Origin of the sequence: Marinobacter halophilus (genome assembly GCF_003007685.1) — a bacterium.
GTDB lineage: Bacteria > Pseudomonadota > Gammaproteobacteria > Pseudomonadales > Oleiphilaceae > Marinobacter > Marinobacter halophilus.
The window spans coordinates 819,018-842,573 of record NZ_PXNN01000017.1 but is presented as its reverse complement, the minus strand read 5'-3'; the positions used below and the strand labels follow the sequence as shown (position 1 = coordinate 842,573).

The 23,556-nt window shown below is 58.9% G+C and carries 20 protein-coding genes; 7 read left to right on the top strand and 13 right to left on the bottom strand.

Features of this window, described 5'->3' with window-relative positions:
* Window positions 1-53 precede the first annotated feature (53 nt).
* Window positions 54-290, top strand: coding sequence for an addiction module protein (locus tag C7H08_RS17710; RefSeq protein WP_106673533.1), 237 nt, complete (start codon window positions 54-56; stop codon window positions 288-290).
* A 281-nt stretch (window positions 291-571) separates the two neighbouring features.
* On the opposite strand, the gene C7H08_RS17705 is transcribed toward C7H08_RS17710, so the two are convergent.
* From C7H08_RS17705 to C7H08_RS17650, 12 genes are all read right to left on the bottom strand, one after another.
* Window positions 572-1,108 (bottom strand): hypothetical protein, encoded by a 537-nt coding sequence (locus C7H08_RS17705; RefSeq protein WP_106673532.1) that lies wholly within the window; start codon window positions 1,106-1,108, stop codon window positions 572-574.
* 131 nt (window positions 1,109-1,239) lie between these two features.
* Window positions 1,240-1,488, bottom strand: a complete 249-nt coding sequence (locus C7H08_RS17700; RefSeq protein ID WP_106673531.1) for a hypothetical protein — start codon at window positions 1,486-1,488, stop codon at window positions 1,240-1,242.
* Window positions 1,489-1,826: 338 nt separating this feature from the next.
* A complete protein-coding gene (locus C7H08_RS17695; RefSeq protein WP_106673530.1) occupies window positions 1,827-2,951 on the bottom strand; it encodes an IS91 family transposase in 1,125 nt (374 codons plus the stop codon).
* The gene (locus C7H08_RS17690) at window positions 2,951-3,802 is read right to left on the bottom strand and encodes a tyrosine-type recombinase/integrase (RefSeq protein WP_106673529.1); all 852 of its coding nucleotides are present in this window, start codon (window positions 3,800-3,802) and stop codon (window positions 2,951-2,953) included. The genes C7H08_RS17695 and C7H08_RS17690 overlap by 1 nt, the downstream gene beginning before the upstream one ends.
* A 502-nt stretch (window positions 3,803-4,304) precedes the next feature.
* On the bottom strand, window positions 4,305-5,993 hold the full coding sequence (locus tag C7H08_RS17685; RefSeq protein ID WP_106673528.1) for an AMP-binding protein: 1,689 nt from the start codon (window positions 5,991-5,993) through the stop codon (window positions 4,305-4,307).
* 53 nt (window positions 5,994-6,046) lie between these two features.
* Complete coding sequence (locus tag C7H08_RS17680) at window positions 6,047-6,628, bottom strand: peroxidase-related enzyme (RefSeq protein ID WP_106673527.1); 582 nt, start codon at window positions 6,626-6,628, stop codon at window positions 6,047-6,049.
* Entirely contained in the window at window positions 6,625-7,533 is a 909-nt protein-coding gene (locus C7H08_RS17675; RefSeq protein WP_106673526.1) for a hydroxymethylglutaryl-CoA lyase, read from the bottom strand. Before C7H08_RS17675 ends, C7H08_RS17680 begins: the two co-directional genes overlap by 4 nt.
* Window positions 7,533-9,536, bottom strand: a complete 2,004-nt coding sequence (locus tag C7H08_RS17670; protein WP_106673525.1) for an acetyl/propionyl/methylcrotonyl-CoA carboxylase subunit alpha — start codon at window positions 9,534-9,536, stop codon at window positions 7,533-7,535. The genes C7H08_RS17675 and C7H08_RS17670 overlap by 1 nt, the downstream gene beginning before the upstream one ends.
* Window positions 9,537-9,804: 268 nt before the next feature.
* Window positions 9,805-10,608 carry an enoyl-CoA hydratase-related protein gene (locus tag C7H08_RS17665; protein ID WP_106673524.1) on the bottom strand — a complete coding sequence of 268 codons (804 nt, stop codon included), beginning with the start codon at window positions 10,606-10,608 and terminating at the stop codon, window positions 9,805-9,807.
* Between the two features lie 14 nt (window positions 10,609-10,622).
* Window positions 10,623-12,230, bottom strand: a complete 1,608-nt coding sequence (locus C7H08_RS17660; RefSeq protein WP_106673523.1) for a carboxyl transferase domain-containing protein — start codon at window positions 12,228-12,230, stop codon at window positions 10,623-10,625.
* A gap of 192 nt (window positions 12,231-12,422) precedes the next feature.
* Window positions 12,423-13,589 (bottom strand): isovaleryl-CoA dehydrogenase, encoded by a 1,167-nt coding sequence (locus tag C7H08_RS17655; RefSeq protein WP_106673522.1) that lies wholly within the window; start codon window positions 13,587-13,589, stop codon window positions 12,423-12,425.
* A gap of 50 nt (window positions 13,590-13,639) precedes the next feature.
* Entirely contained in the window at window positions 13,640-14,080 is a 441-nt protein-coding gene (locus tag C7H08_RS17650; protein WP_106673521.1) for a MerR family transcriptional regulator, read from the bottom strand.
* Window positions 14,081-14,184: 104 nt separating this feature from the next.
* Here C7H08_RS17650 and C7H08_RS17645 point away from each other — a divergent pair, with 104 nt between their 5' ends.
* From C7H08_RS17645 to C7H08_RS17635, 3 genes are all read left to right on the top strand, one after another.
* Window positions 14,185-14,946, top strand: coding sequence for an SDR family NAD(P)-dependent oxidoreductase (locus C7H08_RS17645; protein WP_106673520.1), 762 nt, complete (start codon window positions 14,185-14,187; stop codon window positions 14,944-14,946).
* Between the two features lie 25 nt (window positions 14,947-14,971).
* Complete coding sequence (locus C7H08_RS17640; RefSeq protein WP_106673519.1) at window positions 14,972-16,120, top strand: acyl-CoA dehydrogenase family protein; 1,149 nt, start codon at window positions 14,972-14,974, stop codon at window positions 16,118-16,120.
* 416 nt (window positions 16,121-16,536) lie between these two features.
* The gene (locus C7H08_RS17635) at window positions 16,537-17,715 is read left to right on the top strand and encodes an acetyl-CoA C-acyltransferase (protein WP_227663328.1); all 1,179 of its coding nucleotides are present in this window, start codon (window positions 16,537-16,539) and stop codon (window positions 17,713-17,715) included.
* Window positions 17,716-18,102: 387 nt separating this feature from the next.
* Here C7H08_RS17635 and C7H08_RS17630 read toward each other — a convergent pair whose 3' ends face one another.
* Window positions 18,103-20,016: a sigma 54-interacting transcriptional regulator gene (locus C7H08_RS17630; protein ID WP_106673517.1), complete on the bottom strand. Its 1,914-nt coding sequence runs from the start codon at window positions 20,014-20,016 to the stop codon at window positions 18,103-18,105.
* A 303-nt stretch (window positions 20,017-20,319) separates the two neighbouring features.
* Between C7H08_RS17630 and C7H08_RS17625 the strand changes: the two genes are divergently transcribed.
* Genes C7H08_RS17625 through C7H08_RS17615 form a run of 3 tightly spaced genes read left to right on the top strand, consistent with a single transcriptional unit; the run spans window position 20,320 to window position 23,540 of the window.
* Window positions 20,320-21,744 carry an ABC transporter substrate-binding protein gene (locus C7H08_RS17625; protein WP_106673516.1) on the top strand — a complete coding sequence of 475 codons (1,425 nt, stop codon included), beginning with the start codon at window positions 20,320-20,322 and terminating at the stop codon, window positions 21,742-21,744.
* A 2-nt stretch (window positions 21,745-21,746) separates the two neighbouring features.
* Window positions 21,747-22,574: a nitrate ABC transporter permease gene (gene ntrB, locus C7H08_RS17620; RefSeq protein ID WP_106673515.1), complete on the top strand. Its 828-nt coding sequence runs from the start codon at window positions 21,747-21,749 to the stop codon at window positions 22,572-22,574.
* A 57-nt stretch (window positions 22,575-22,631) separates the two neighbouring features.
* The gene (locus C7H08_RS17615) at window positions 22,632-23,540 is read left to right on the top strand and encodes an ABC transporter ATP-binding protein (protein WP_106673514.1); all 909 of its coding nucleotides are present in this window, start codon (window positions 22,632-22,634) and stop codon (window positions 23,538-23,540) included.
* Window positions 23,541-23,556: the final 16 nt, after the last annotated feature.

The following is a 23,556-nucleotide window of genomic DNA, read 5'->3' as shown; positions in this document are numbered from 1 at the left end:
TGGGGTGAAACATCCTGCATCGTTTATATATGTCTATCTCCGTGGGGTGTCAAATGACTGCGCTCGAACTAGAAACCCTCAGAAATGCTGCCATGACGCTCTCCGAACAGGAGCGGGCAGCTTTGGCCAAAGATCTGGTGGCAAGTCTGGATGGCCCTGCCGATGAAGGTGTTGCAGAAGCCTGGGACCGTGAGATTTGCCGAAGAATCCAGCAGATCGATTCAGGAGAAGCAGAGCTGCTCGATGCAAAGGAAGTTCTGTCCCGCGCCAGAGATCGAATTAGGGGCTGATCGTTTTGAGAGTAAAGAGTCAAGGATCCCAATCCCCCGCTGGTTCCAGCCACCCATAGCGCCGCAAGATCCGGAGCAAAACAACTGATCCTTCATAGATTCCCGTTTTCACTCGTAACTATCGAAAGAAACCAAGCCATCATAGTCGTTGCTTTTGCTCACCACTCCAGAAAACCAGGCTACTGGTGGAGACGGCTTTCCCCATAACGCCCGGCTCTCGCGCCGATTTGGAGCCGCGAAGCGGCGTAAAATTGGTCGCCGTGCAGCCGATTGTTATGTGCTTACTCCGGTCCACTTTTCAATTTTTTACTAGAAAGATCTTCTTTGAGAAGTGCAGCTAATTCTGAGTGTTTTTTCCAACATTCAGGCATGTGCTCTCCCGCTTTTTTATCTCGCTCAACTTCCCATTCTTTCCGTTTTTTCAGTCGCCATTTCTTTTCATGATCTTCTTCAAACTTCGGAATGAACTCTTCTGGAGGGTTTGGTAAGTCGCCCACCATGGTAGAGATTGAAGCTCTGACAGCTTTAAAAGCCTTCCGAATTTCTTCAGTTGAATGAAGCCTTAGTTTGATCTCCAACTTGTAAAATTTTTCCAGCTGATCTTCAGTGTCTCGTCCCTTGTTACGAATCAGGCGATCACTTATGTGCAGGACGTCTTCGTATAGCATTGAAAGATCATCTAGCTCTTTTTCAAGAAGGCGCCTAGCGTCGGCCTGAGCTTGTCGATCACGTTCGTTTTTCGAGGTTATCATCGCATTTAGCAACATAGCGCCGCCAGCAATGAGAGCTCCCAATACTGTTCCAATTATTGTTTCCATTTATTCCGTACTCAAATGCACATAACGCCGAAGCACAGCGGCGCCCTTGTAATGGAGGCGCAGCCGCAATGAAAAGGGCGTCCGGCGGCCATCGGCCGCGAACTGCTGCGCCTTGTTAAGTGTGCGTGGACCTAATGATTGAGAGGCCCGTCCAGCTTCGTGTCGAACATTTTCAAAAATTCTTTCTTATCTTTGAAACGAAAAATATGACCTCGGAAACCGTAGAGTTTTTCTAGAGCCTCGGAGGGAGAAAGCGCTTCTAAGCTGAGACCGAACGTGACCACGTATCTGGAACCAAGATAGGTCTCATTGAGTAGATCATAGCCATACAGGTGACAGGCATCCTCTTTTGAATAGACTTCTTTGATCAGGGCTACCATTCTGATTCCTTGTTTTTCTGACACTTAACACTGAAGCATTTAATGGTCGTGCGCAGCATGACCTTTAAATGTGGGTTGGACTAAGCCGCTGCCACCGAAGCCTGCGGACAACGTATAAGGGTAAAGTAATTTTTAGACGGATGCCGGAACGGCAATCCGCGCTGGAGAAAGCTCTTGGCAGAAATGAGTATCGTCCTGTTGAACCCCATGAAAGACCTCGTCCTTGTGCAATTTTGGTCAGACTACCCCGCTATTTGTTCCATTTCCAGTCAAAGCCCGAGCCGATGCCCAGCTCCTCCGGAACTGTAACGCTTGCTGGAAGCCGCCAGGGAAAGCGGCTAGGCCGTCAGAATGCCCACCGTTTTATACCGGGGAATCTGTCGAACCATATGAACCACGCCGCCATCACATTGAGGGCACGGCCAGGTGCGGTGGGACTCTGCGCCATTTTCCGTTACATCGCCCGCTTCGGGTGGCTTTTGAAGAGCCTGATGAATGGCGGTCAGCTTTTGTCGTCGGGTTCGGTTACTCAGATAGCCAAAGTGGCGGATACGCATGAAGCCCTTGGGCAGGATATGCATCAAGAACCGTCGAATAAATTCCGCCCCTTCCAGCTGCAGAGTCTTCTGACGCCCGTCTTCCCGGTAATCCTTGTACCTGAGCTTGATCCAGTCACCGTCCTGTGACACCAAACGACCGTTGCTGATGGCAATGCGGTGGGTGTAACGGGCCAGGTAATCCACCACTGTCTCCGCCTGGTTCAGGCAGTGTCGGGCGTAAACCACCCAATCCTTCTGCATCACTTCGTTGAGCACGTCGTTGAGGGCACCAGGGTCTATGAGTCTGTGCAGTTCGCCAGTCCTGATGGAGCTCCTGAGAGACGACACCATTCGGCCGCGAAAACGGCGGGACAGCGCCCTGACCGGGAACAGGTACTGATGCTTGGCTTGATGCCATTCGCCAGTTTCTGTGAGCGCCCCGCCCGGAATGAGACAATGCACGTGAACGTGGCGACTCAGGTTCTGCCCCCAGGTATGGAGGACGGCTGTCATGCCCAGCTCACCCTGCAAGTGTTTGGTTTTATGGCCAAACTGACTGAGCGTATTCCACACTGACTCAAACAGGCGACGGTAAACCACTTCGGGGTGCACCTGAATCCAGCCATTCAGGGCATGGGGCAAGGTAAACACCAGATGGAAGTACGGTACCGGCAGCAGCGATCGGCGCTGGCGCTCACACCACTGCTGGCTGGCCCGCCCCTGACATTGCGGGCAATGCCGGTCTCGGCAACCGTAGTAATGCACCGTTCGCGCTTTACAGTGATCACAACGCATTTCCATGCCACCCATCCGGGCCGTTCGACAATCCATCAGTCGGCTGCATACCTTGCGACGATGGCTGTCCAGTGAGTCCGTCGAGAGAAACTGGTTCAGTGCTGACTGGACCGTAACTGAATTAGCCATTACACACCTCCCAAACCCGCAATCAAGTCCGCAGGCGACCGGTTCTGTGAGGATATGCCGGGCAACCAGTGCAGGTAACGCTCGGTGGTGCGCAGATCACTATGCCCCAGGAACTTCTGCAACTCGTTGAGCGGTACACCATGTTCCAACTGATGGGTCGCATAGGCGTGGCGGAGACCATGGATCCCGCCGCATTTCTGCACACCGCTGCGGTACTTGGCATGACGATAAACCCTCTGAGCCGTGGTAACGGTCAGGTGCTGACCGACCAGCATTTCACTTGGAAACAGCCAGAGCATGGGGCGCCCAAGGCACCAATACGCCCGTAACCTATCGAGTAGCACACCAGTCAGGGGCACCATACGATCCTTGCCACCTTTTCCCTGCTGGACATGGAGTAAGTGGCGCTCTCCATCAATGTTCTTCACCTGCAACGCCACCGCTTCGCTCACGCGCAAGCCGCAGCCATAGGTTACGGATAATAAAGCGCGATGCTTGGGGTTCTTGATGGTTTCCAATATCCGTGCAACATCCTGACGAGTCAGTAACTCAGGGATGCGTTGTGGTCGCTTGGGCAACACCAGGTTCACATCGAAATCCGCCCAGTGCAGCACCTGCAGATACAAAAACCGAATACCATGCAGGTACAGCCGACAACTGGCGGGTGCCAGGGAACGTTCCTGAACGAGGTAATTAAAGTAGGTCTGCAGATCCTCGACCTGCAACTGATCGGGGGACCGGCGATAATATCGGGCCAGATCGGCGACGACGTAGAGATAACTTTTTTGAGTCTGGGGGGAAAAGCCATGCTGACACATGGCCTGGATCATGGTCTGACGTAAGGGTGTCATGACGGTATCTCCTCTTTCGAATAGCCCACCTGGGCTATTCGAAAGTATCCGCCAACCACCCTCACTTTGCGGAAATTCTCAGTCGCACCGCTACCGCGAAGCGGTTTAGTTCAACAGTTAATTCAACGACAAATGTCATCTATCCAAAATGCGCTTATCCCGAGGCACCAGGAAGGTCTTTCATCAAATTATTTTCAAAATCAAACTACTACCGGCCCACCAAATATAACGTACCGGGAAATAAGCGCCAGTTGTCGGTTTCTCCCCGAATCAGTGGTGCGCCTATTTACAATTTAACGTTCTGACTATTTCATGATTTTCATGAGGTTACAAGCCAGGAGAGACCACGTTCACAGAGTTTTACGACAGTTGTCGTCTATTTCCACTATCGACCGTGAATTTGCAGTGGCCCACGCCCTGTTTTGAACTCGGACGCATACAGCCGGGCAGGGAGGCTAGCCCAGGGTAACCCTGGGCCAGAGTGATGCAGTAAGAGGGTCGCTTAGGTCTTCAGCCCCATCTCCTCAATAGAAATCTCCCGCATTTTAAACTTCTGAATCTTCCCGGTGACGGTCATCGGGAACTGATCCACAAACTTGTAGTTTTTCGGGATCTTGTAGTGGGCGATCTTGCCTTTGCAGAATTCCCGCAGGTCGTCGCCGGTCACTGGCGCTGCGTCCGGGGCCAGTTTTACCCAGGCGATGAGTTCTTCGCCGTATTTCTCATCGGGTATGCCGGTTACCTGCACGTCTTCGATGGCGGGGTGGGTGTAGAGGAATTCTTCAATTTCCTTCGGGTAGATGTTCTCGCCGCCGCGGATGACCATGTCTTTGATGCGGCCGACGATCTGCACGTAGCCGTCTTCGTCCATGGTGGCCAGGTCGCCGGTGTGCATCCAGCCGGCGTTGTCGATGGCTTCGTGGGTTTTCTCTTCGTTGTTCCAGTACTTCAGCATCACGCTGTAGCCTCGGGTGCAGAGTTCGCCGATCTCGCCGCGGGGCATCACGTTGCCGGTGCCGGGGTCGACGATCTTGGTTTCCAGGTGCGGCTGGGTGCGGCCTACGGTGGTGACTTGCTTCTCAAACGGGTCTTGGGAACTGGTCTGGGTGGAGACCGGGCTGGTCTCGGTCATGCCGTAGGCGATCTGCACTTCCTTCATGTTCATCTTGCCGTTGACCTTTTTCATCACTTCGGCCGGGCAGATGGAGCCGGCCATGATGCCGGTGCGCAGGCTGGACAGGTCGTAGCTTTCAAACTCCGGGTCGGCCAGTTCGGCGATGAACATGGTGGGCACGCCGTACAGGGCGGTGGCCTTTTCCTGGTGCACGGCCTGTAGCACGGTTTTCGGGTCGAAGCCTTCACCGGGGTAGATCATGGCGGAGCCGTGGGTAATGCAGCCCAGGTTGCCCATCACCATGCCGAAGCAGTGGTACAGGGGCACCGGGATTACCAGGCGGTCGTTCTCGGTCAGGCGCTGGCTCTCGCCCACAAAATAGCCGTTGTTAAGAATGTTGTGGTGGGTGAGGGTGGCGCCTTTGGGGTTGCCGGTGGTGCCGGAGGTGAACTGGATGTTGATGGCGTCATCAAACTGCAGCTCCTTCTGGCGTTGGCTGCGGTCGTCGTCAGAGACGTCGCTGGCGAAGCCGAGGAATTCGGTCCAGCTCCACATGCCCTCGTGCTTGTCGTCGTGCATGTTGATGACGGCGCGCAGGTCTGGCACGTGATCGGCTTTGAGTTTGCCGGGGGCGCTGCGTTTAAGTTCCGGCGCCAGCTCGTAGATCATCTTGCGGTAGTTGGAGCCTTTGAAGGCATCTGCGGTGACCAGGGTGGTGATGCCGGCCAGGTTGAGCGCGTATTGCAGCTCGTGCACGCCGTAGGCCGGGTTGATGTTAACCAGGATGGCGCCGACCTTGGCGGTGGCGAACTGGGTAACGGTCCACTCATAACGGTTGGGGGACCAGATGCCGACGCGGTCGCCACGTTTGACGCCGATGGCCAGGAAGGCTCGGGCGGCTTCGTTAACCTTGTCGACAAACTCTTTATAGGTCCAGCGTATGTCCTGGTGCAGGCACACCAGGGCGTCGTTGTTGGGGAACCGCTCGGCGGTGTGGTCAAGCATGTCGCCGATGGTCATGCCCAGCAGGGGTTTTTCGGCGATGCCACTGGTGTAACTTGGGAGAGTCTTGCTCATCTCTCTGCCTCCATTTGTTGTTGTCGTTGAGGGCTGGCAAGTTAATGCATTTGCTAGCGACTCTGGCTGTGATACTCCGGATTGGGCTGCATATCGCTGGCGATGGCCACGCGGTTGGACATGTTGTAAAAACCGATCAGGTTGCTCAGGTCCCAGATGCCCCGGTCGCTGAGGCCAGCATCCCGCAGGGCCTGGGTGTGGTCTTCGGTGACCAGGGCCGGGGTGCGGGTGAGCAGGGAGGCGAAATCGAGCATGGCGCGCTGGCGCTTATCGAGTTTGGCGCTGCGGTAGTTCATCACCAGGTGCTCACCCAGCTGGGGGTCGCCACTGAGTACCCTTACGGCGGCGCCGTGGGCTACCAGGCAGTAGAAGCATTTGTTCTCGGAGGAGACGACCACGGCGACCATTTCCCGCTCGAGCTTGGTGAGTTCGCCTTCGCCCATCATCAGTTCGTTGTACAGGCGGGTGAAGCCTTCGAGCTGCTTGAGGTTCTGGCTGTAGGCGGTGAGCACGTTCGGGATCATGCCGAGCTTTTCCTGGCAGATCTGGAAGTACTTTTGGGTGTCCTCCGGCATGTTGCGGATCTCGGGAATCGGCAGGTCCAGGGCGACGACGTTGTTATTGTTCTGATTCATGTGCAGTGTCCTCCGAGCGCTTGCCCGACTTTGGAGCCGTTAGGGCGGTTGAGCTGGCTGCAGATCCAGTCGCCGGTGGCGACCAGTTTGTCCAGATCAACACCTGTCTTGATACCCAGACCGTTCAGAAGATATAGCACGTCTTCGGTGGCCACGTTGCCGGAGGCGCCTTTGGCGTAAGGGCAGCCGCCGAGGCCGGCGACGGAGGCGTCGATGATCGAGACGCCTTCTTCCAGCACCGCGTACAGATTGGCCAAAGCCTGGCCATAGGTGTCGTGGAAGTGCGCGGCCAGTTTGTCCATGGGCACGTGGGCGGCGACGGCCTCCAGCATGCGTTTGGCTTTGATCGGGGTGCCCACGCCGATGGTGTCGCCCAGGGAGATTTCATGGCAGCCCATGTCGTACAGGGCTTTGGCCACATAGGCGACCTGCTCCGGGGCGATGTCGCCCTCGTAGGGGCAGCCCATTACGGTGGAAACGTAGCCGCGCACGGGGATGCCGTGTTTGCGGGCTTCTTCCAGCACCGGGGCGAAGCGTTCGAGGCTTTCGGCGATGGTGCAGTTGATGTTCTTTTTGGTGAAGGCTTCGGAGGCGGCGCCGAACACCGCCACTTCGTCGGCTTTCGCGGCCAGCGCCCCTTCAAAACCTTTCAGGTTCGGGGTGAGGGCAGAGTAGCGTACGCCGGCCTTGCGGGTGATGCCGGCCATCACCTCGGCGGCGTCAGCCATCTGCGGCACCCATTTCGGCGACACAAAGCTGGCGGCCTCGATGTGGCTCAGGCCGCTGTCAGCCAGACGGTCGATCAGGCCGGTTTTGATGGCGGTGGCGATCACCGCGCCGGGCTCGTTTTGGAGTCCGTCCCGGGGGCTCATTTCAACCAGGCGCACCTGTTTGGGGAAGGCCATCAGCCAGCCTCCTCTTCCGCGTCTACGGTGACTTCAATGGCGATCAGCTCGGCGCCTTCGGAGACCTGGTCGCCTTCGGCGAAGAAGATATCGGTGACCACGCCGTCGGCCGGGGCCTTGATGGCGTGCTCCATTTTCATGGCTTCCATGATCACCAGGCTCTGGCCGGCGGTGACCTTGTCGCCCACTTTGGCTTGCACCGCCACGATGGCGCCGTTCATGGGCGCGGCCAGGCTGCCGTCGCCGGCCATTTCTTCGAAGCCGTAAGTTTCTTTGTACACGGTGCAGTTGAAGGTGTCGCCTTCGTAGAAGAGCACCAGCTGGTCGTTGTGCAGGTTGCCGTGGATGCTGATGCGATGGCCGTTGATCACCGCCTGCAGGTAATCGTCATCCAGGCGCGCGGTGAGGTTGTATACGCTGCCGCCCACGAATACCTGGTAGCGGTCGTCCCGCTCCAGGATTTTCAGGTCGTGAATCTCGTCGCCCACTTTTAATTGCAGGGGCTGGGCGTATTCGGAGTTCATGCGCCAGCTGTTCTGGCGGGCAAACGGCGACCAGGGGTCGGTGCTGACCACTTCCCGGGATTTGCGTTGCTCCAGCACGAAGCCGGCGGCCAGGACCAGGGCCTTGTGGGTGTCGAGCCGGGATTTCGGGAACAGCAGGTCGTGGTGATCGTCGATAAAGCCGGTGGTCAGCTCCGCTTCCCGGAACGGCTGGGCGTCGGCCAGGGCGTGCAGGAAGCGGATGTTGGTTTTCACGCCGGCAATGCGGTAGTGCTCCAGCGCCTGCACCATGCGGTTGATGGCCTGGTCCCGGGTTTCGTCCCACACGATGAGTTTGGCGATCATCGGGTCGTAGTGGATGCTGATCTCGTCGCCTTCGGTGACGCCGGTGTCTACCCGCACGTGGGCGCTTTCATCCGGAGTGCTCAGGTAGCGCAGGGTGCCGGTGGCGGGCAGGAAGTCCTGGTCCGGGTCTTCGGCGTAGATGCGCGCTTCCAGGGCGTGGCCGCGGGTTTTGACCTGGGATTGCTCCAGCGGCAGCGGGTCGCCCCAGGCCACTTTCAACTGCCATTCCACCAGATCCTGGCCGGTGACCATTTCGGTGACCGGGTGCTCCACCTGCAGGCGGGTATTCATCTCCATGAAGAAGAAGGAGCCGTCCACGTCGTAGAGGAATTCGACGGTGCCGGCGCCCACGTAGTTGATGGCCTGGGCAGCTTTGACCGCGGCCTCGCCCATGGCCTTGCGGGTTTCGTCGCTCAGGCCCGGAGCCGGGGCTTCTTCCAGCACCTTCTGGTGGCGACGCTGTACCGAGCAGTCGCGCTCGGCCAGGTACACACCGTGGCCTTCCTGGTCGCAGAACACCTGGATTTCCACGTGTCGTGGCTGGGTCAGATAACGCTCGATCAGCATGTCCGGGTTGCCGAAGGCGTTCTTGGATTCCCGTTTGGCGCCGGCGAGGGCGTCGTCAAAGTCTTCCATGCGCTCGACCACGCGCATGCCCTTACCACCGCCGCCGGCGACGGCTTTCAGCAGCAGCGGGAAGCCGCACTTTTCGGCCTCTTTACGCAGGGTGTCCGGGGACTGGTCGTCACCGTGATAGCCGGGCACCAGCGGCACGCCGGCTTTTTCCATGATGGACTTGGCGGCGGATTTGGAGCCCATGGCGGCGATGGCCGAGGAAGGCGGGCCGATGAACACGATGTTGTTGGCTTCGCAGGCTTCGGCGAACTGGGTGTTCTCGGACAGAAAACCGTAGCCGGGGTGGATGGCCTGGGCGCCGCTTTCTTTTGCGACCTCAATGATCTTGTCGGCCCGCAGGTAGCTTTCGGAGCTGGCGGCCGGGCCGATGTTGAAGGCTTCGTCGGCCATGGCCACGTGCCGGGCGTCGGCGTCAGCATCGGAGTAGACGGCGACAACACGGATGCCCATGCGGTGGGCGGTTTGTATGATCCGGCAGGCGATTTCGCCGCGGTTGGCGATCAGAATCTTGCTGAACATGTGAGTGCCCTGTCTCATGGATTCTTTAACTTACTGAGCCGCTGAAAAGCTGGCCAGCAAGGCGTGGTGGTGAAGGTTTGGTGGTGCCAAATCGAGCCAGCACAACACAGCTGTCCAGCTTTTCAGCGGCTCCCGTAGGGCGCACTTCTGAAGACTTTGGCTCTGCGTTGCAGGCCTTTGACATGGCGCCACCATGCCTGCAGGCCTGCGCCTTGCCCAAAGTCTTCAGAAGTGCGCAGTAAGTTAAAGAATCCATGAGACAGGGCACTTATTCCTCCGGAACCCAGTTGGCTTTTCGCTTGTTCAGGAAGGCGTTGAGCCCTTCCTGCCCTTCTTCACCCACCCGGATGTCCGCGATGCGGTGCGCGGTGTCTTCAATCACGTCTTTCTCGATGGGCTTGTGGCTGACGGCAAAGACCAGGTCTTTGGCGGCCCGCATGGCTTCCGGGCCGTTGCCGGCCAGTTGCTGCACCATCTCGTTGCAGCGGGCATTCATGGCCTCGACATCGTCACAGACGATGTGCACCAGGCCGTAGTCCTGTGCCTGTCGGGCGTTGAACACTTCGGCCGAGAGGAAGTAGCGCCGGGCCTGGCGTTCGCCGATGGCGCGCACCACGTACGGGCTGATAACCGCCGGGATCAGGCCGAGTTTGACCTCGCTCAGGCAGAAGCTGGCGCCCTCGGTGGCGATGACGATGTCGCAGCAGGCGGCCAGGCCAACCGCTCCGCCATAGGCGGCGCCCTGCACCAGGCCAATCACCGGCTTGCGCAGGCTGTTGAGTACGCCCATCAGTCGGGCCAGCTGGCGGGCGTCGTCCAGATTTTCCTTGTGGCCGTTGTCGGCCATGCGCCGCATCCAGCCCAGGTCGGCCCCGGCAGAGAAGTGCTTGCCTTCGGAGCGCAGGATCACAACCCTGGTTTTGCTGTTCGAGCCCACCTCGGTGAGGGCGCTGATCAGCTGCTGGATGATCACGTCGTCAAAGGCGTTGCGTTTGTCCGGGCGGTTCAGTACCACTTCGGCAATGCCGCCGGCACGGTGTTTGAGCAGAACGGCTGAGTCTTGGTCGGTCATGTCGGTCTCCCCGATTACATCCGGAACACGCCGAAGCGTGTTGGTTTGGCCGGGCGGTTAAGGGTGGCAGACAGGCTCAGGGCAACCACTTCACGGGTCTGGGCCGGGTCGATCACGCCGTCGTCCCACAGCCGGGCGCTGGCGTAGTAGGGATGGCCCTGGTGCTCGTAGGTATCGATGATCGGCTGCTTGAACTGCGCTTCGGCCTCGGTGCTCCAGTCCTGGCCTTTGCGCTCCAGGCCTTCACGTTTAACGGTGGCCAGTACGCCGGCGGCCTGTTCGCCACCCATCACCGAGATGCGGGCGTTCGGCCACATCCACAAAAAGTCCGGGCTGTAGGCGCGGCCGCACATGCCGTAGTTGCCGGCGCCGAAGCTGCCGCCGATCAGCACGGTGATCTTGGGCACGTTGGCACAGGCCACGGCCATCACCATTTTGGCGCCGTGCTTGGCGATGCCTTCGGCTTCGTACTTCTGGCCGACCATGAAGCCGGTGATGTTCTGCAGGAACAGCAGCGGGATGTTGCGCTGGCAGCACAGCTCAATGAAGTGCGCGCCTTTCTGGGCGGATTCGCTGAACAGGATGCCGTTGTTGGCGATGATGCCGACCGGGTAGCCGTGGATGTGGGCAAAGCCGGTGACCAGGGTCTGGCCGTAATAGCGTTTGAATTCGTCAAATTCGGAGCCGTCGACGATGCGGGCGATCACGTCGCGCACGTCGAACTGTTTGCGCAAGTCGGTGCCGACGATGCCGTAGATTTCGTCGGCGCTGTACAGCGGCGCTTTCGGTTTGCGGATCTCCACGTCCACCGGTTTGCGGCGGTTGAGGTTGGAGATGCAGCGCCGGGCGATGTCGAGGGCGTGGGCGTCGTTCTCGGCGTAATGGTCGGCCACGCCGGAGACTTTGCAGTGCACGTCGGCGCCGCCCAGGTCTTCGGCGCTGACCACTTCACCGGTGGCGGCTTTCACCAGCGGTGGGCCGGCCAGGAAGATGGTGCCTTGATCGCGCACGATGATGGATTCGTCGGCCATGGCGGGTACGTAGGCGCCACCGGCGGTGCACAGGCCCATGACGACGGCGATCTGGGGGATGTCGTCGGCAGACATTCTGGCCTGGTTGTAGAAGATGCGGCCGAAGTGGTCGCGGTCCGGGAAGACTTCGTCCTGTCTTGGCAGGTTGGCGCCGCCGGAGTCGACCAGGTAGATGCAGGGCAGGCGGTTCTCCAGGGCGATTTCCTGGGCGCGCAGGTGTTTTTTCACCGTCAGCGGGTAGTAGCTGCCGCCTTTTACCGTTGCGTCGTTGGCGATGATCATGCATTCGGTGCCAGACACCCGGCCGACGCCGGCGATGACGCCTGCGGCGGGGACTTCGTCGTCGTAGACGTTGTAGGCGGCGAACTGGCCCACTTCAAGAAAGGGGGAGCCGTCATCGAGGAGGCGGTTGATGCGCTCTCTGGGCAGCAGTTTGCCGCGGGCGATGTGGCGTTCCTGGTAGCTGGGGCCGCCGCCTTGCTGGATGGTGGCGACTTTTTCGCGCAGGTCGGCGACGGCGGTTGCCATGGAATCCTGGTTAGCCAGGAACTCGTCGGACCTCGGGTTTATTTTGCTCTGGAGTACGGTCATGGCTTTTAATCCCTCAAAATTTGGGGGCGCGGGGCTGGTGGGCTGTCCTTCCGGAAACCGCTACGAGCACATCCATGTGCGCTTCTCTCAGGCCATCCTTGGCCTTCGAAATTTCCGGAAGGACAACCCACCAGCCCCTTGTCATACATTGGGTGCGGGCGTCCGCACCGAAGAATTGAAAGAGCTTGCCGCTTACTTGTTCAAAAACAGCTCTCTACCGATCAGCATCCGTCGAATCTCGGACGTGCCGGCACCGATTTCGTAGAGTTTGGCGTCTCGCAGCAGGCGGCCGGTCGGGTAGTCGTTGATGTAGCCGTTGCCGCCGAGCAGCTGGATGGCGTCCAGGGCCAGTTTGGTGGCCATTTCTGCGGAGTAGAGAATGGCGCCGGCGGCGTCTTTGCGGGTGGTTTCACCGCGGTCGGCGGACATGGCGACCATGTAGACGTAGGATTTGGCGGTGTTCATCCAGGTGTACATGTCAGCCACTTTGCCCTGCACCAGTTCGAATTCGCCGATGGCCTGGCCGAACTGTTTGCGTTCACGGATGTAAGGGACGACCACGTCCATGGCGGCTTGCATGATGCCCAGCGGGCCGCCGGAGAGGACCAGGCGTTCGTAGTCGAGGCCGCTCATCAGCACTTTGGCGCCGTTGCCTTCGCCGCCGAGGATGTTTTCGCGGGGGACTTTGCAGTCTTCAAACACCAGTTCGCAGGTGTTGGAGCCGCGCATGCCGAGTTTGTCGAGTTTCTGGTGGCGGCTGAAGCCCGGTGCGTCGCGTTCGACGATGAAGGCGGTGACGCCTTTGGAGCCGGCTTTGACGTCGGTTTTGGCGTAGATAACGTAGGTGTGCGCGTCCGGGCCGTTGGTGATCCACATTTTGGTGCCGTTGAGCACGAAGTGGTCGCCTTCGTCGCGGGCGGAGAGTTTCATGGAGATGACGTCGGAGCCGGCGTTGGGCTCAGACATGGCCAGGGCGCCGATGTGTTCGCCACTGACCAGTTTGGGCAGGTATTTCTGTTTCTGTTCTTCGGTGCCGTTGCGGTGAATCTGGTTCACACACAGGTTGGAGTGGGCACCGTAAGACAAGCCAACGGAGGCAGAGGCACGGCTGATTTCTTCCATGGCGATGACGTGCGCCAGGTAGCCCATTTCGGAGCCGCCGTATTGTTCACCTACGGTGATACCCAGCAGGCCCATGTCGCCCATTTTGCGCCATAGGTCCATGGGAAACTCGTTGTTGCGGTCGATCTCTTCAGCGCGCGGTGCGATTTCAGCGGCGGCGAAGCCGTTGATCTGTTCGCGCAGCATGTCGAGGGTTTCGCCGAGGCCAAAATTGAGTTCTGAGTATTGTGATTTCATCGTTGGCTGCCTTGTTGTTATTCAATTGAGGTCTGTGTGCTCCGCCACGGTCAGGTGGCGGTTTGTTCGGATCCTTTGGGTGCCATGCCTTGCTGTTGCTTTTTCTTCTGTAAATCTGCCAGCGATTCGCGGCACCGGGCTTCGGCGGTGTCTATTTCCATTTCCGCCTGGGCGATGTCGTTCTTCTGTTGTTCGAGCTGGTCTCGCCGGGCGCCGAGGATTTCCAGCATTTTCAGCAATTGCTTTTCATTACCGGTCAGGGTTTCATCCCACAGATCAAACAATTCTTTGGTTTCCGCCAGGGAGAAGCCCATACGCTTACCCCGGAGAATGAGCTTCAACCGAACCCGGTCTTTGGTGCTGAAGATGCGGGTCTGGCCGCGCCGGGCGGGCTTGAGCAGGCCCTGATCTTCATAGAACCGAATGCTTCGGGTGGTCACATCGAACTCTTGAGAAAGCTCGCTGATGCTGAAGGTTCTTTTTTCGCTCATCACGATTTCCTTTTTAGACTAAGGTTAGATAAAGTTTACGTAAACGTAAAGTGGTTTTATGATCCGATTTTCAATAAACCGAATCCTGAAAAGGGGAGTTCACGATGGAATTTAAAAATGTGGCAGCCATTGTAACAGGTGGTGCTTCCGGGCTGGGCGAGGGCGCTGCCCGGGCGCTGGCGGCTGCCGGGTGTAAAGTGGCGATCCTGGATCTGCAAAAAGAGCTGGGCGAAAAGGTGGCGGCGGACATCGGCGGAATCTTTCTGGAGTGCGATGTAAGTTCTGCCGACAGTGCTGAGGCGGCCATCAACGGGGCGCGGGAGGCTCATGGTCTTTGCGGTATTGCGGTGAGCTGTGCCGGGATTGCGCCGGCCTCGAAGATTCTGGGCCGCGACGGGGTGATGCCGCTGGAGAACTTCAACAAGGTGATTCAGGTTAACCTGATTGGTACTTTTAACATTTTGCGCCTGGCGGCAGCGGACATGGCCCAGCGTGAGCCGAATGCCGATGGCGAGCGTGGCGTGATCATCAACACCGCGTCGGTGGCCGCCTATGAGGGCCAGATCGGCCAGGCGGCGTACAGTGCCTCTAAAGGCGGTGTGGTGGCGCTGACGTTGCAATCCGCCCGCGAACTCGCCCGCGAAGGTATCCGGGTGAACACCATTGCCCCGGGCCTGTTCATGACGCCCATGATGGCCGGCATGCCAGACGAGGTTCAGGAAAGCCTGGCGGCGACGCTGCCGTTCCCCAAGCGCCTGGGCAAGCCGGAGGAATTCGGCATGATGGTGGACCAGATGGTGCGTAACCCGATTCTCAATGGCGAGGTCATCCGCCTCGACTGCGCGCTGCGTATGGCGCCCAAATGATTGCATTCAATTGCAGGAGTTATTCATGACCATGCCTGTGGATAAAGAAGAACTGGCGATGTTCCGGGAGTCGGTAATCAAGGCGCTGGAAGCCGAAGTGAAGCCTCACTACGAGGCCTGGGAGAAATCCGGCATCGTGCCCCGGGAGCTGTGGAACACCCTCGGCAACGCCAGCATGCTGTGTGTCGACGTGTCTGAAGATTGCGGCGGCATCGGTGCGCCTTTCCAATTTTCCGTCGTAGTGGGTGAGGAGCTAGCCCGGATGGGCTTCGGCGCGCTCTCCACCAACGTGATGGTGCACTCGGACATCGTGGCACCTTACCTCAGCCACATCGGCAATGAAGAACAGCGCCAGCACTGGTTGCCGAAAATGGTCTCCGGTGAAGCCGTCGGCGCCATCGCCATGACCGAGCCGGGCGCCGGCAGCGACCTGCAGGCGATGCGCACCAGTGCGGTGAAGGATGGCGACGACTACATCCTGAACGGCTCCAAGACGTTTATCACCAACGGCCAGCACGCCGACATGGTGATCGTCGCCGCTAAAACCGACCCGAAAGCCGGCGCCCGCGGTATCAGCCTGTTCCTGGTCGACACCTCGTTACCGGGTTACAGCAAAGGCCGCAATCTGGACAAAATCGGCCAGCACTGCGGCGACACCTCGGAAATGTTCTTCTCGGACATGCGCGTGCCGTCCTCGGCCCTGTTAGGCGAGGAAGGCCAGGGCTTCATGTACCTGATGCGCGAACTGCCTCGCGAACGCCTGGTGATCGGCGCCCTCGGCGTTGCCGCCGCCCGAGGCTCTCTGGACCTGACCATTGCCTACGCTCAGGAGCGCGAGCTGTTCGGCCAGAAACTGGCCCAGCTGCAGAACACCCGCTTCGAAATCGCCCGCATGGAAACCGACTACCGCATCAACAAAGCGTTCGTCGACCAATGCATCCGCGAATACGAAGACGGCCAGCTGGATGCGCCCACCGCGTCCATGGCCAAGTACAGCGCTACGGAAATGCAGTGCCGGGTAGCCGATGGCTGTCTGCAGCTGTTCGGCGGTTACGGTTACACCACCGAATACCCGATTTCCCGGAACTTCATCGACGCCCGGGTGCAGCGGATTTACGGCGGTACGTCTGAGGTCATGAAAGAAATTATTGCCCGTTCGGTACTTGGGCGCTGAGGGATCTGGCTTGGGCTCCTAGCCTTCTAGCTGTGCGGGCGGGCTTGCGGGGTGGCCTTTTCATTTTTTTTGGAAAAACAACTCGCTTCGCTCAGACATCTTTTTCCGGCAAAAAATGAAAAGACCACCCCGCGCCGACGGGCATTGGTGGGTTTACATAGAAAAAACAGACTATACCTGTGTTGCCCGTCGGTAGGGGGGTGTGGGGTGTTTTTCTGGCAGGGAAAAAGATGTCTGAGCGAAGCGAGTTATTTTTCCCAGAAGAAAAATATCCCGCACCCCGCGTACCCGCCCGCACACCCAGAAGGCTAGGAGCCCAAACAAAACCCACCCACGAAACCAGACGGGACAAGCGCAAGATTCTGTTGAAGGCATCCGATGATCGAACGTTCCACCAAATGAGGAGAACAAAATCCATGAACAACGATATCGTCATAGCAGGCTCCGCCAGAACCCCGATGGGCGGCATGATGGGCTCCCTGAGTTCTGTGCGCTCTCCGGATCTGGGCGCCGTTTCCATCAAGGCGGCCATTGAGCGGGCAGGCCTTCAGCCGGCCGACGTTCAGGCAATCATCATGGGCTGCGTACTGCCCGCCGGCCTTGGCCAGGCGCCTGCGCGCCAGGCCTCCCGTGCTGCCGGTATTCCTGACAGCAGCGGCTGCACTACCATCAACAAAATGTGCGGCTCTGGCATGCAGGCCTTGATCATGGCCCACGACCAGATCAAAGCCGGCACCAACAACATCATGATCGCCGGCGGCATGGAAAACATGAGCCAGGCACCGTACCTGCTGCCTAAAGCCCGCGCCGGCATGCGCATGGGCCACGGCCAGGTGATGGACAGCATGTTCCTGGATGGCCTGGAAGACGCCTACGAAGGCGGCCTGATGGGCGTCTTCGCCCAGCGCACCGCCGACAAGTACGACATCACCCGCCAGGCCATGGACGAATTCGCCATCGGCTCCCTGCAAAAAGCCCTGGCCGCCATCGAAAACGGTTGGTTCCGGGACGAAATTGCGCCGGTCTCCGTCGCCGGTCGTGGTGGTGACACTGTGGTAGACACCGACGAACAGCCCGGCAACGCCAAGCCGGAAAAGATCCCGCAGCTGAAACCGGCCTTCGCCAAAGACGGCTCGGTCACCGCCGCCAACTCCAGCTCCATCAGCGACGGTGCCTCCGCCCTGGTACTGGCCTCCGCCGCCGAAGCCGACGCCCGCGGCTTGACGCCCCAGGCCAGAATCGTCGCCCACGCCACCCACGCCCGCCTGCCGGCAGAGTTCACCCTGGCCCCCATCGGCGCCATCGAAAAAGTGTTGAAGAAAGCCGGTTGGGCACTGGACGATGTCGACCTGTTCGAAATCAACGAAGCCTTTGCGGTGGTCACCCTGGCCGCCATCAACGAGCTGAAACTACCCGCCGAGAAAGTAAACGTCCACGGCGGCGCCTGCGCCCTGGGCCACCCGATCGGTTCGTCCGGCTCCCGGATCATCATCACCCTGATCAACGCCCTAAAACAGCGCGGCCTGAAACGTGGAGTTGCTTCGCTCTGCATTGGTGGTGGTGAGGCTACTGCTGTGGCCGTTGAATTGGTCTGACTTGGGTGAATGGCCTCTTGTAGCCTGCCTGTTTTGGGGGCGGGCTTGCGGGGAGGCAGGTGGATTTTTTTTGGAAAAATAACTCGCTTAGCTCAGACATTTTTTTCCGGCAAAAAACCCACCTGCCACCCCGCGCCGACGGGCATTGGCGGGTTCACGAAGTTAATGATTGGTTTTACTCACTTATTGCCAATTCCTTTCTTTTAACCTGGTATTCCTGTGCTGCCCGTCGGTAGGGGGGTGTGGGGTGTTTTTCTGGCAGGGAAAAAAATGTCTGAGCGAAGCGAGTTATTTTTCCCAGAAGAAAAACACCCCGCACCCCGCGTACCCGCCCGCCAACCCAAAATCCCCGGCTTTAGGACTCGCCCGCCAAACTCGAACCAAAAGTCAGTCCGTCTCCTCAGAAACGCGAAACCGCCGCGGGTCGAGTTTCAGTTTTTTCAGTCGTGAGGTGAGGGTGGTTGGCTTGACGCCAAGTAATACGGCGGCGCCGTCATCTCCGAATACTCGCCCTTCGGTCATCGTGAGCGCCCTGATCAGGTTCTGGGTTTCCAGCTCCCGGAGTTGATCTTCCGTCATCAGTTCGCTGTGGTAATGGCGAGCAGGAGGGCTGGAGCCGATGGTTTGTCCTGGCGTGCTGTCAGGGCCGGGCAGATCGAGGTCAAGCCGGCCATCGGCGGTGATCACCTGGCGTTCGATAACGTTTTCCAGCTCCCGGACATTGCCCGGCCAGGGGTAGGCTTTCAGGATGGCGACGTCTCGTTCGGTCAAGGTCAGGGGTGGGCGGTTGAACTTCTGGCAGGCGCGGTTCAGAAACTCCTGGGCCAGCATGGGCACGTCCTCAAGCCGGCGGCGCAAGGGGATGGATTCGATTGGGAACACGTTGAGCCGGAAGTACAGGTCTTCCCGGAAGGTTTTCTCCTGAATCTCGGTTTTCAGATCGCGGTTGGTGGCCGCAATCACCCGCACGTTCACCGCCCGGGTCTGGTTCTCGCCCACCCGTTCGAATTGCTGATCCTGCAGCACCCGCAACAATTTGCCTTGAAGGTCGAGGGGAATTTCACCGACTTCGTCCAGAAACAGAGTGCCGCCGTCGGCGAGTTCAAAACGGCCGATGCGATCGTTGATTGCGCCGGTGAAGGCGCCTTTGATGTGGCCAAAGAATTCACTCTCAAACAGGTCTTTCGGGATGGCCGCGCAATTGACCCGGATCAGCGGCCGGTCGCGCCGGGTGCTGGCCTGATGCAGGGCGCGGGCAATCAGTTCTTTGCCGGTGCCGGATTCGCCGGTGATCAGCACGTTGGCATCGGTTGGCGCCACCATACCGATGCGCCGCACGATGGCCTTGATGGCATCGCTTTGCCCCAGGATCTCGTGAAAATGGAACTCGGCGCTGAGCTCTTCCTGCAGGTAGGCGTTTTCCATTTCTAGCCGGCGCTTGAGGTGTTCCACTTCTTCCAGCGCCTGTTGCAATTCCTGCTGTGCCTGCAGGCGCGGGGAAATGTCCCGGAACACCACCACCGCGCCCACCGGATGGCCGTTATCCAGAATCGGCGTGCTGGTGTACTCCACCGGGAATCCGGTGCCGTCTTTGCGCCAGAACCAGTCGTCGCCCACCCGTTTGATGCTGGCATCCCGGAAGGCGCCATAAATGGGGCAGTCTTTCAGAGGGAACAGGCTACCGTCCTCGTGGGAGTGGTGCACCACCCGATGGATCACCCGGCCCATCAGTTCGTCCATGCGCCAGCCCAACATGCGCTCCGCAGCCGGGTTGGCAAAGGTGGTGCGGCCTTCGGCATCAACGCCGTAAATGCCTTCGCCCACCGCGTGCAGGATCAGTTGATTTTCCCGCTCCATATCCTTGAACAGCTCCTCCACCCGCCGCCATTCCAGTAAGCCGCCGCGGTGGTAATGGTTGGCCTCGTGGCGCTCCCGAAGCGTTCGCAGCTGGCGTCGGTCGCGCAGAAGCAGCAGCACGGTTTGTGCGTCGGCTTCGCCCACGCAGGAGGACGAGATTTCCAGCTCTACGCTATGACCCTCCCGGTGTTTGACGCTGAAATCCCGGCTCCAGCCGTGGCTGCGAAACAGGGTTTCTTCGGTGAAGTTAATCAATTGGGGTCGTTGATCGGGGAACAGTCGGGTGCAAGGGGTATTGGCAATGGATCTGCGGTCGGTACCGGTCAGTCGCCCCATGGCGCTGTTGGCTGCCAGAACCAGGTCCTGGCCCGCGTCGACCAGCAAAGCGGCTTCGGGCAGATGGTCAATCCATAGGTAGTGGTCAGGGTAGTCAGTGTGGGGCATGTCGGGCGTCCGGTGTTGGTTCTGAGAGGACACCAAACAAAGCTCATGCCAACTACGAAAAATCGGAGTGTTTACTACGAAAACTCGTTAACTACGAGATTCCGTAGTGCTTTTGGTGTTCACGAAGTTATTAAAAACCATTTAAAACAAAAGGATAAACAAAATTAAAGAGTTGGCACGAACCCCGCAATGGATTCATCAGATTGTGTAAACGGCCTTGGCCCTCCACCAGGCCGGGCCGGAGCCGAATCCTTGTTGCACCACAAGAGTGCAAAAACTATCTGCAAGTAGGGAGTGTGCCCCATGACGACAAACAGCCTTGGCAACCCGTTTGATGGCGACCAGTCACTGATCCACGCGAAAACCTGCGATTGCCCGGAGTGCAAACCGGGCGAGGACAGGCCGTCGGTGTCGCTCAACCTTCGCCCGTCAGCAGGCCAGGATGCTCAAGCTTCCCCCGCATCGATGGATTCCGAAGCGATGATGGATCGCGCCATTGAAAACGCGGTGGTGCGCTCGGTGTTTGGTCATAACGACCACAGCCGCCGCAGCTTTATGAAAATGATGGGCACCGGCACGGCCGCGGCACTTCTCGGCTCGGTGTTCCCCATGGAAAAAGCCAAGGCAGCGGTGAAAGAGTCGCTGGGTAAGCTGGAGAAAACCAAGCTGAACATTGGCTTTGTGCCCATAACCTGCGCCACGCCGATCATCATGGCGGCCCCAATGGGCTTCTATGAGCGCTATGGCCTGGACGTGACCGTCACCAAAACTGCCGGTTGGGCGGTGGCCCGGGACAAGTCGCTGGCCGGTGAATACGACGCCTCGCACATGCTGACGCCGATGCCGCTGGCGATGACCATGGGAGCCGGTTCCACACCGGAGCCGTTCATCATGCCCGCTGTTGAGAACATCAACGGCCAGGCCATCGTGCTGCACGTGGACCACATCGACAAGCGGGATCCCAAGCAGTGGAAAGGCTTTAAGTTCGGTGTGCCGTTCGAATACTCCATGCACAACTTCTTGTTGCGCTACTACCTGGCCGAGCACGGCATCGATCCAGACAAAGACGTACAGATTCGGGTGGTGCCGCCACCTGAAATGGTGGCCAACCTGCGCGCCGGTAACCTGGATGGCTATCTGTCACCCGATCCGTTCAACCAGCGTGCAGTGTGGGAAAAGGTCGGTTTCATCCACATGCTCACCAAAGACATCTGGGAAGGCCACCCGTGCTGCGCGTTCGCCTGCAGCCAGAAGTTTGCGACCCAAAACCCGAACACTTACGGCGCTCTGCTGCGCGCCATCATCGACGCCACTCAGTATTCCAACGAGCCGGGCAACCGCAAGGAAATCGCTGAGGCGATTGCGCCGAGAAACTACCTGAACCAGCCGGTGCCGGTCATCCAGCAGGTACTGACAGGGCGTTACGCCGATGGCCTGGGTGAGGTCAAGAACGTGCCGGACCGCATCGATTTCGATCCATTTCCCTGGCATTCCATGGGCGTGTGGATTCTCACCCAGATGAAGCGCTGGGGCTATATCGAGGGCGATCTGGACTACAAGGGTATTGCCGAGCAGGTCTACCGGGCGGGTGAAACCGGCAAACTCATGCGTGAAATGGGTTACCCGGCGCCGGATAAGACCTACAAGAATCACGTCATCATGGGCAAGACCTTCGATCCGGAAACGCCGGAAGAGTATGCCCGCAGCTTCGCCATCGGGAGGGTGTAATCATGGCTTCTCTGAACGTTCGGGCCGCGTTGCTGTCGGTATCTTTCCTGATTCTGATGTTGGGGCTGTGGGAGTTGTCCACCCAGCCTCCGGCAGCGCAGGAAGCGATCACGGAGTACGAATTACTGATGGGCGTTGCCGGCCAGGAATCCCGGGTGCCGCCACCCTCGGCGGTGATGAAGGTGGCCTGGACTGAGCTGTCCAATCCGTTCTACGACGCCGGTGCCAACGACAAAGGCATTGGCATCCAGCTGGCCTATTCGGTGTATCGGGTACTGACCGGCTACCTGGCGGCCATGGCGATTGCACTGCCGCTGGGCTTTCTGATCGGCATGTCGCCACTGATGTACAAGGCATTGAACCCGTACATCCAGGTGCTGCGGCCGATCTCGCCCCTGGCCTGGATGCCGCTGGCCTTGTTCATCATCCAGGATTCAGACGCCTCCGCCATTTTCGTGATCTTCATCTGCTCAATCTGGCCCATGCTGCTGAACACCGCCTTTGGCGTGGCCAACGTGCGCCAGGACTGGGTCAACGTGGCCCGCACCCATGAGCTCAACCCGTTCAAAACCGCCATTACCGTAATCCTGCCGGCCGCCGCGCCGACCATCCTGACCGGTATGCGCATCTCCATCGGCATTGCCTGGCTGGTGATTGTCGCCGCGGAAATGCTCGTGGGCGGCACTGGCATTGGCTACTACGTGTGGAACGAGTGGAACAACCTGGACCTGGCCAGTGTGATCTTCTCCATCCTGATGATCGGGGTGGTGGGCATGCTGCTCGACCTGGCTCTGGGCAAGGCCCAGAAGCTGGTTGAATACAAAGAATGAGTGGGCCGGGCGCCCGAGCAACGGCGCCCGCCAGAACCCTCCGACTGGAGAACTGTTATGAGTAAGTCATTCCTGGAAGTAGATGGCCTGTCGAAGGTATACCCCGATGGCCAGGGCGGTGATCTGACCGTGTTCGAGGACGTTCGTTTTGCCCTGGAGAAAGGCGAGTTTGTGTGCATCATCGGCCACTCCGGCTGCGGTAAATCCACCATCCTGAACGTGTTGGCGGGCCTGGACGAAGCCAGCTCCGGCAACGTGGTGATGAACGGCAAGGAAGTGAAAGGCCCGGGCCTGGAGCGCGGCGTGGTGTTCCAGAACTACAGCCTGCTGCCCTGGAAAACCTCCCTGAACAACATCGTCTTTGCTGTGAAGGCGCGCTGGCCGAAATGGTCGAAGGACAAAGTGCGCGAGCACAGCGAACGCTACCTGAAGATGGTCGGCCTGGACCACGCGCTGAATCGCAAGCCCTCCCAGCTGTCGGGCGGCATGCGCCAGCGGGTCAGCATCGCCCGGGCCTTCGCTACTCAGCCGGAACTGCTGCTATTGGATGAACCGTTCGGAGCACTGGATGCGCTCACCCGGGGGGTAATTCAGGACGAGCTGGTGAAGATCTGGGAAGAAACCCGCCAGACCGTGTTCATGATCACCCACGATGTGGACGAGGCCATTCTGCTGTCTGACCGCATCTTCCTGATGTCGAACGGCCCCAATGCCCGCATTGCCGAGAGTGTGAAGGTAAACCTGCCGCACCCACGCTCCCGAGCGACCATTTTCCAGAACCCCGCCCATCACAAGATCCGCGATTACCTGGTCGACTTCCTGGTCAATCGCAGTGGTTCGGCGCAGCCGGAAGAAGACGGCAGCCCGATAGTGATTGACCCCAGCGCAGGGGATGCAGCGCCCAAACCGGTGCCTGCCAAGCCTGATACCAAAACCGAAACAGCCGCGCGAGCGGTGAATGCCTGACCTTGATTGTCCACAA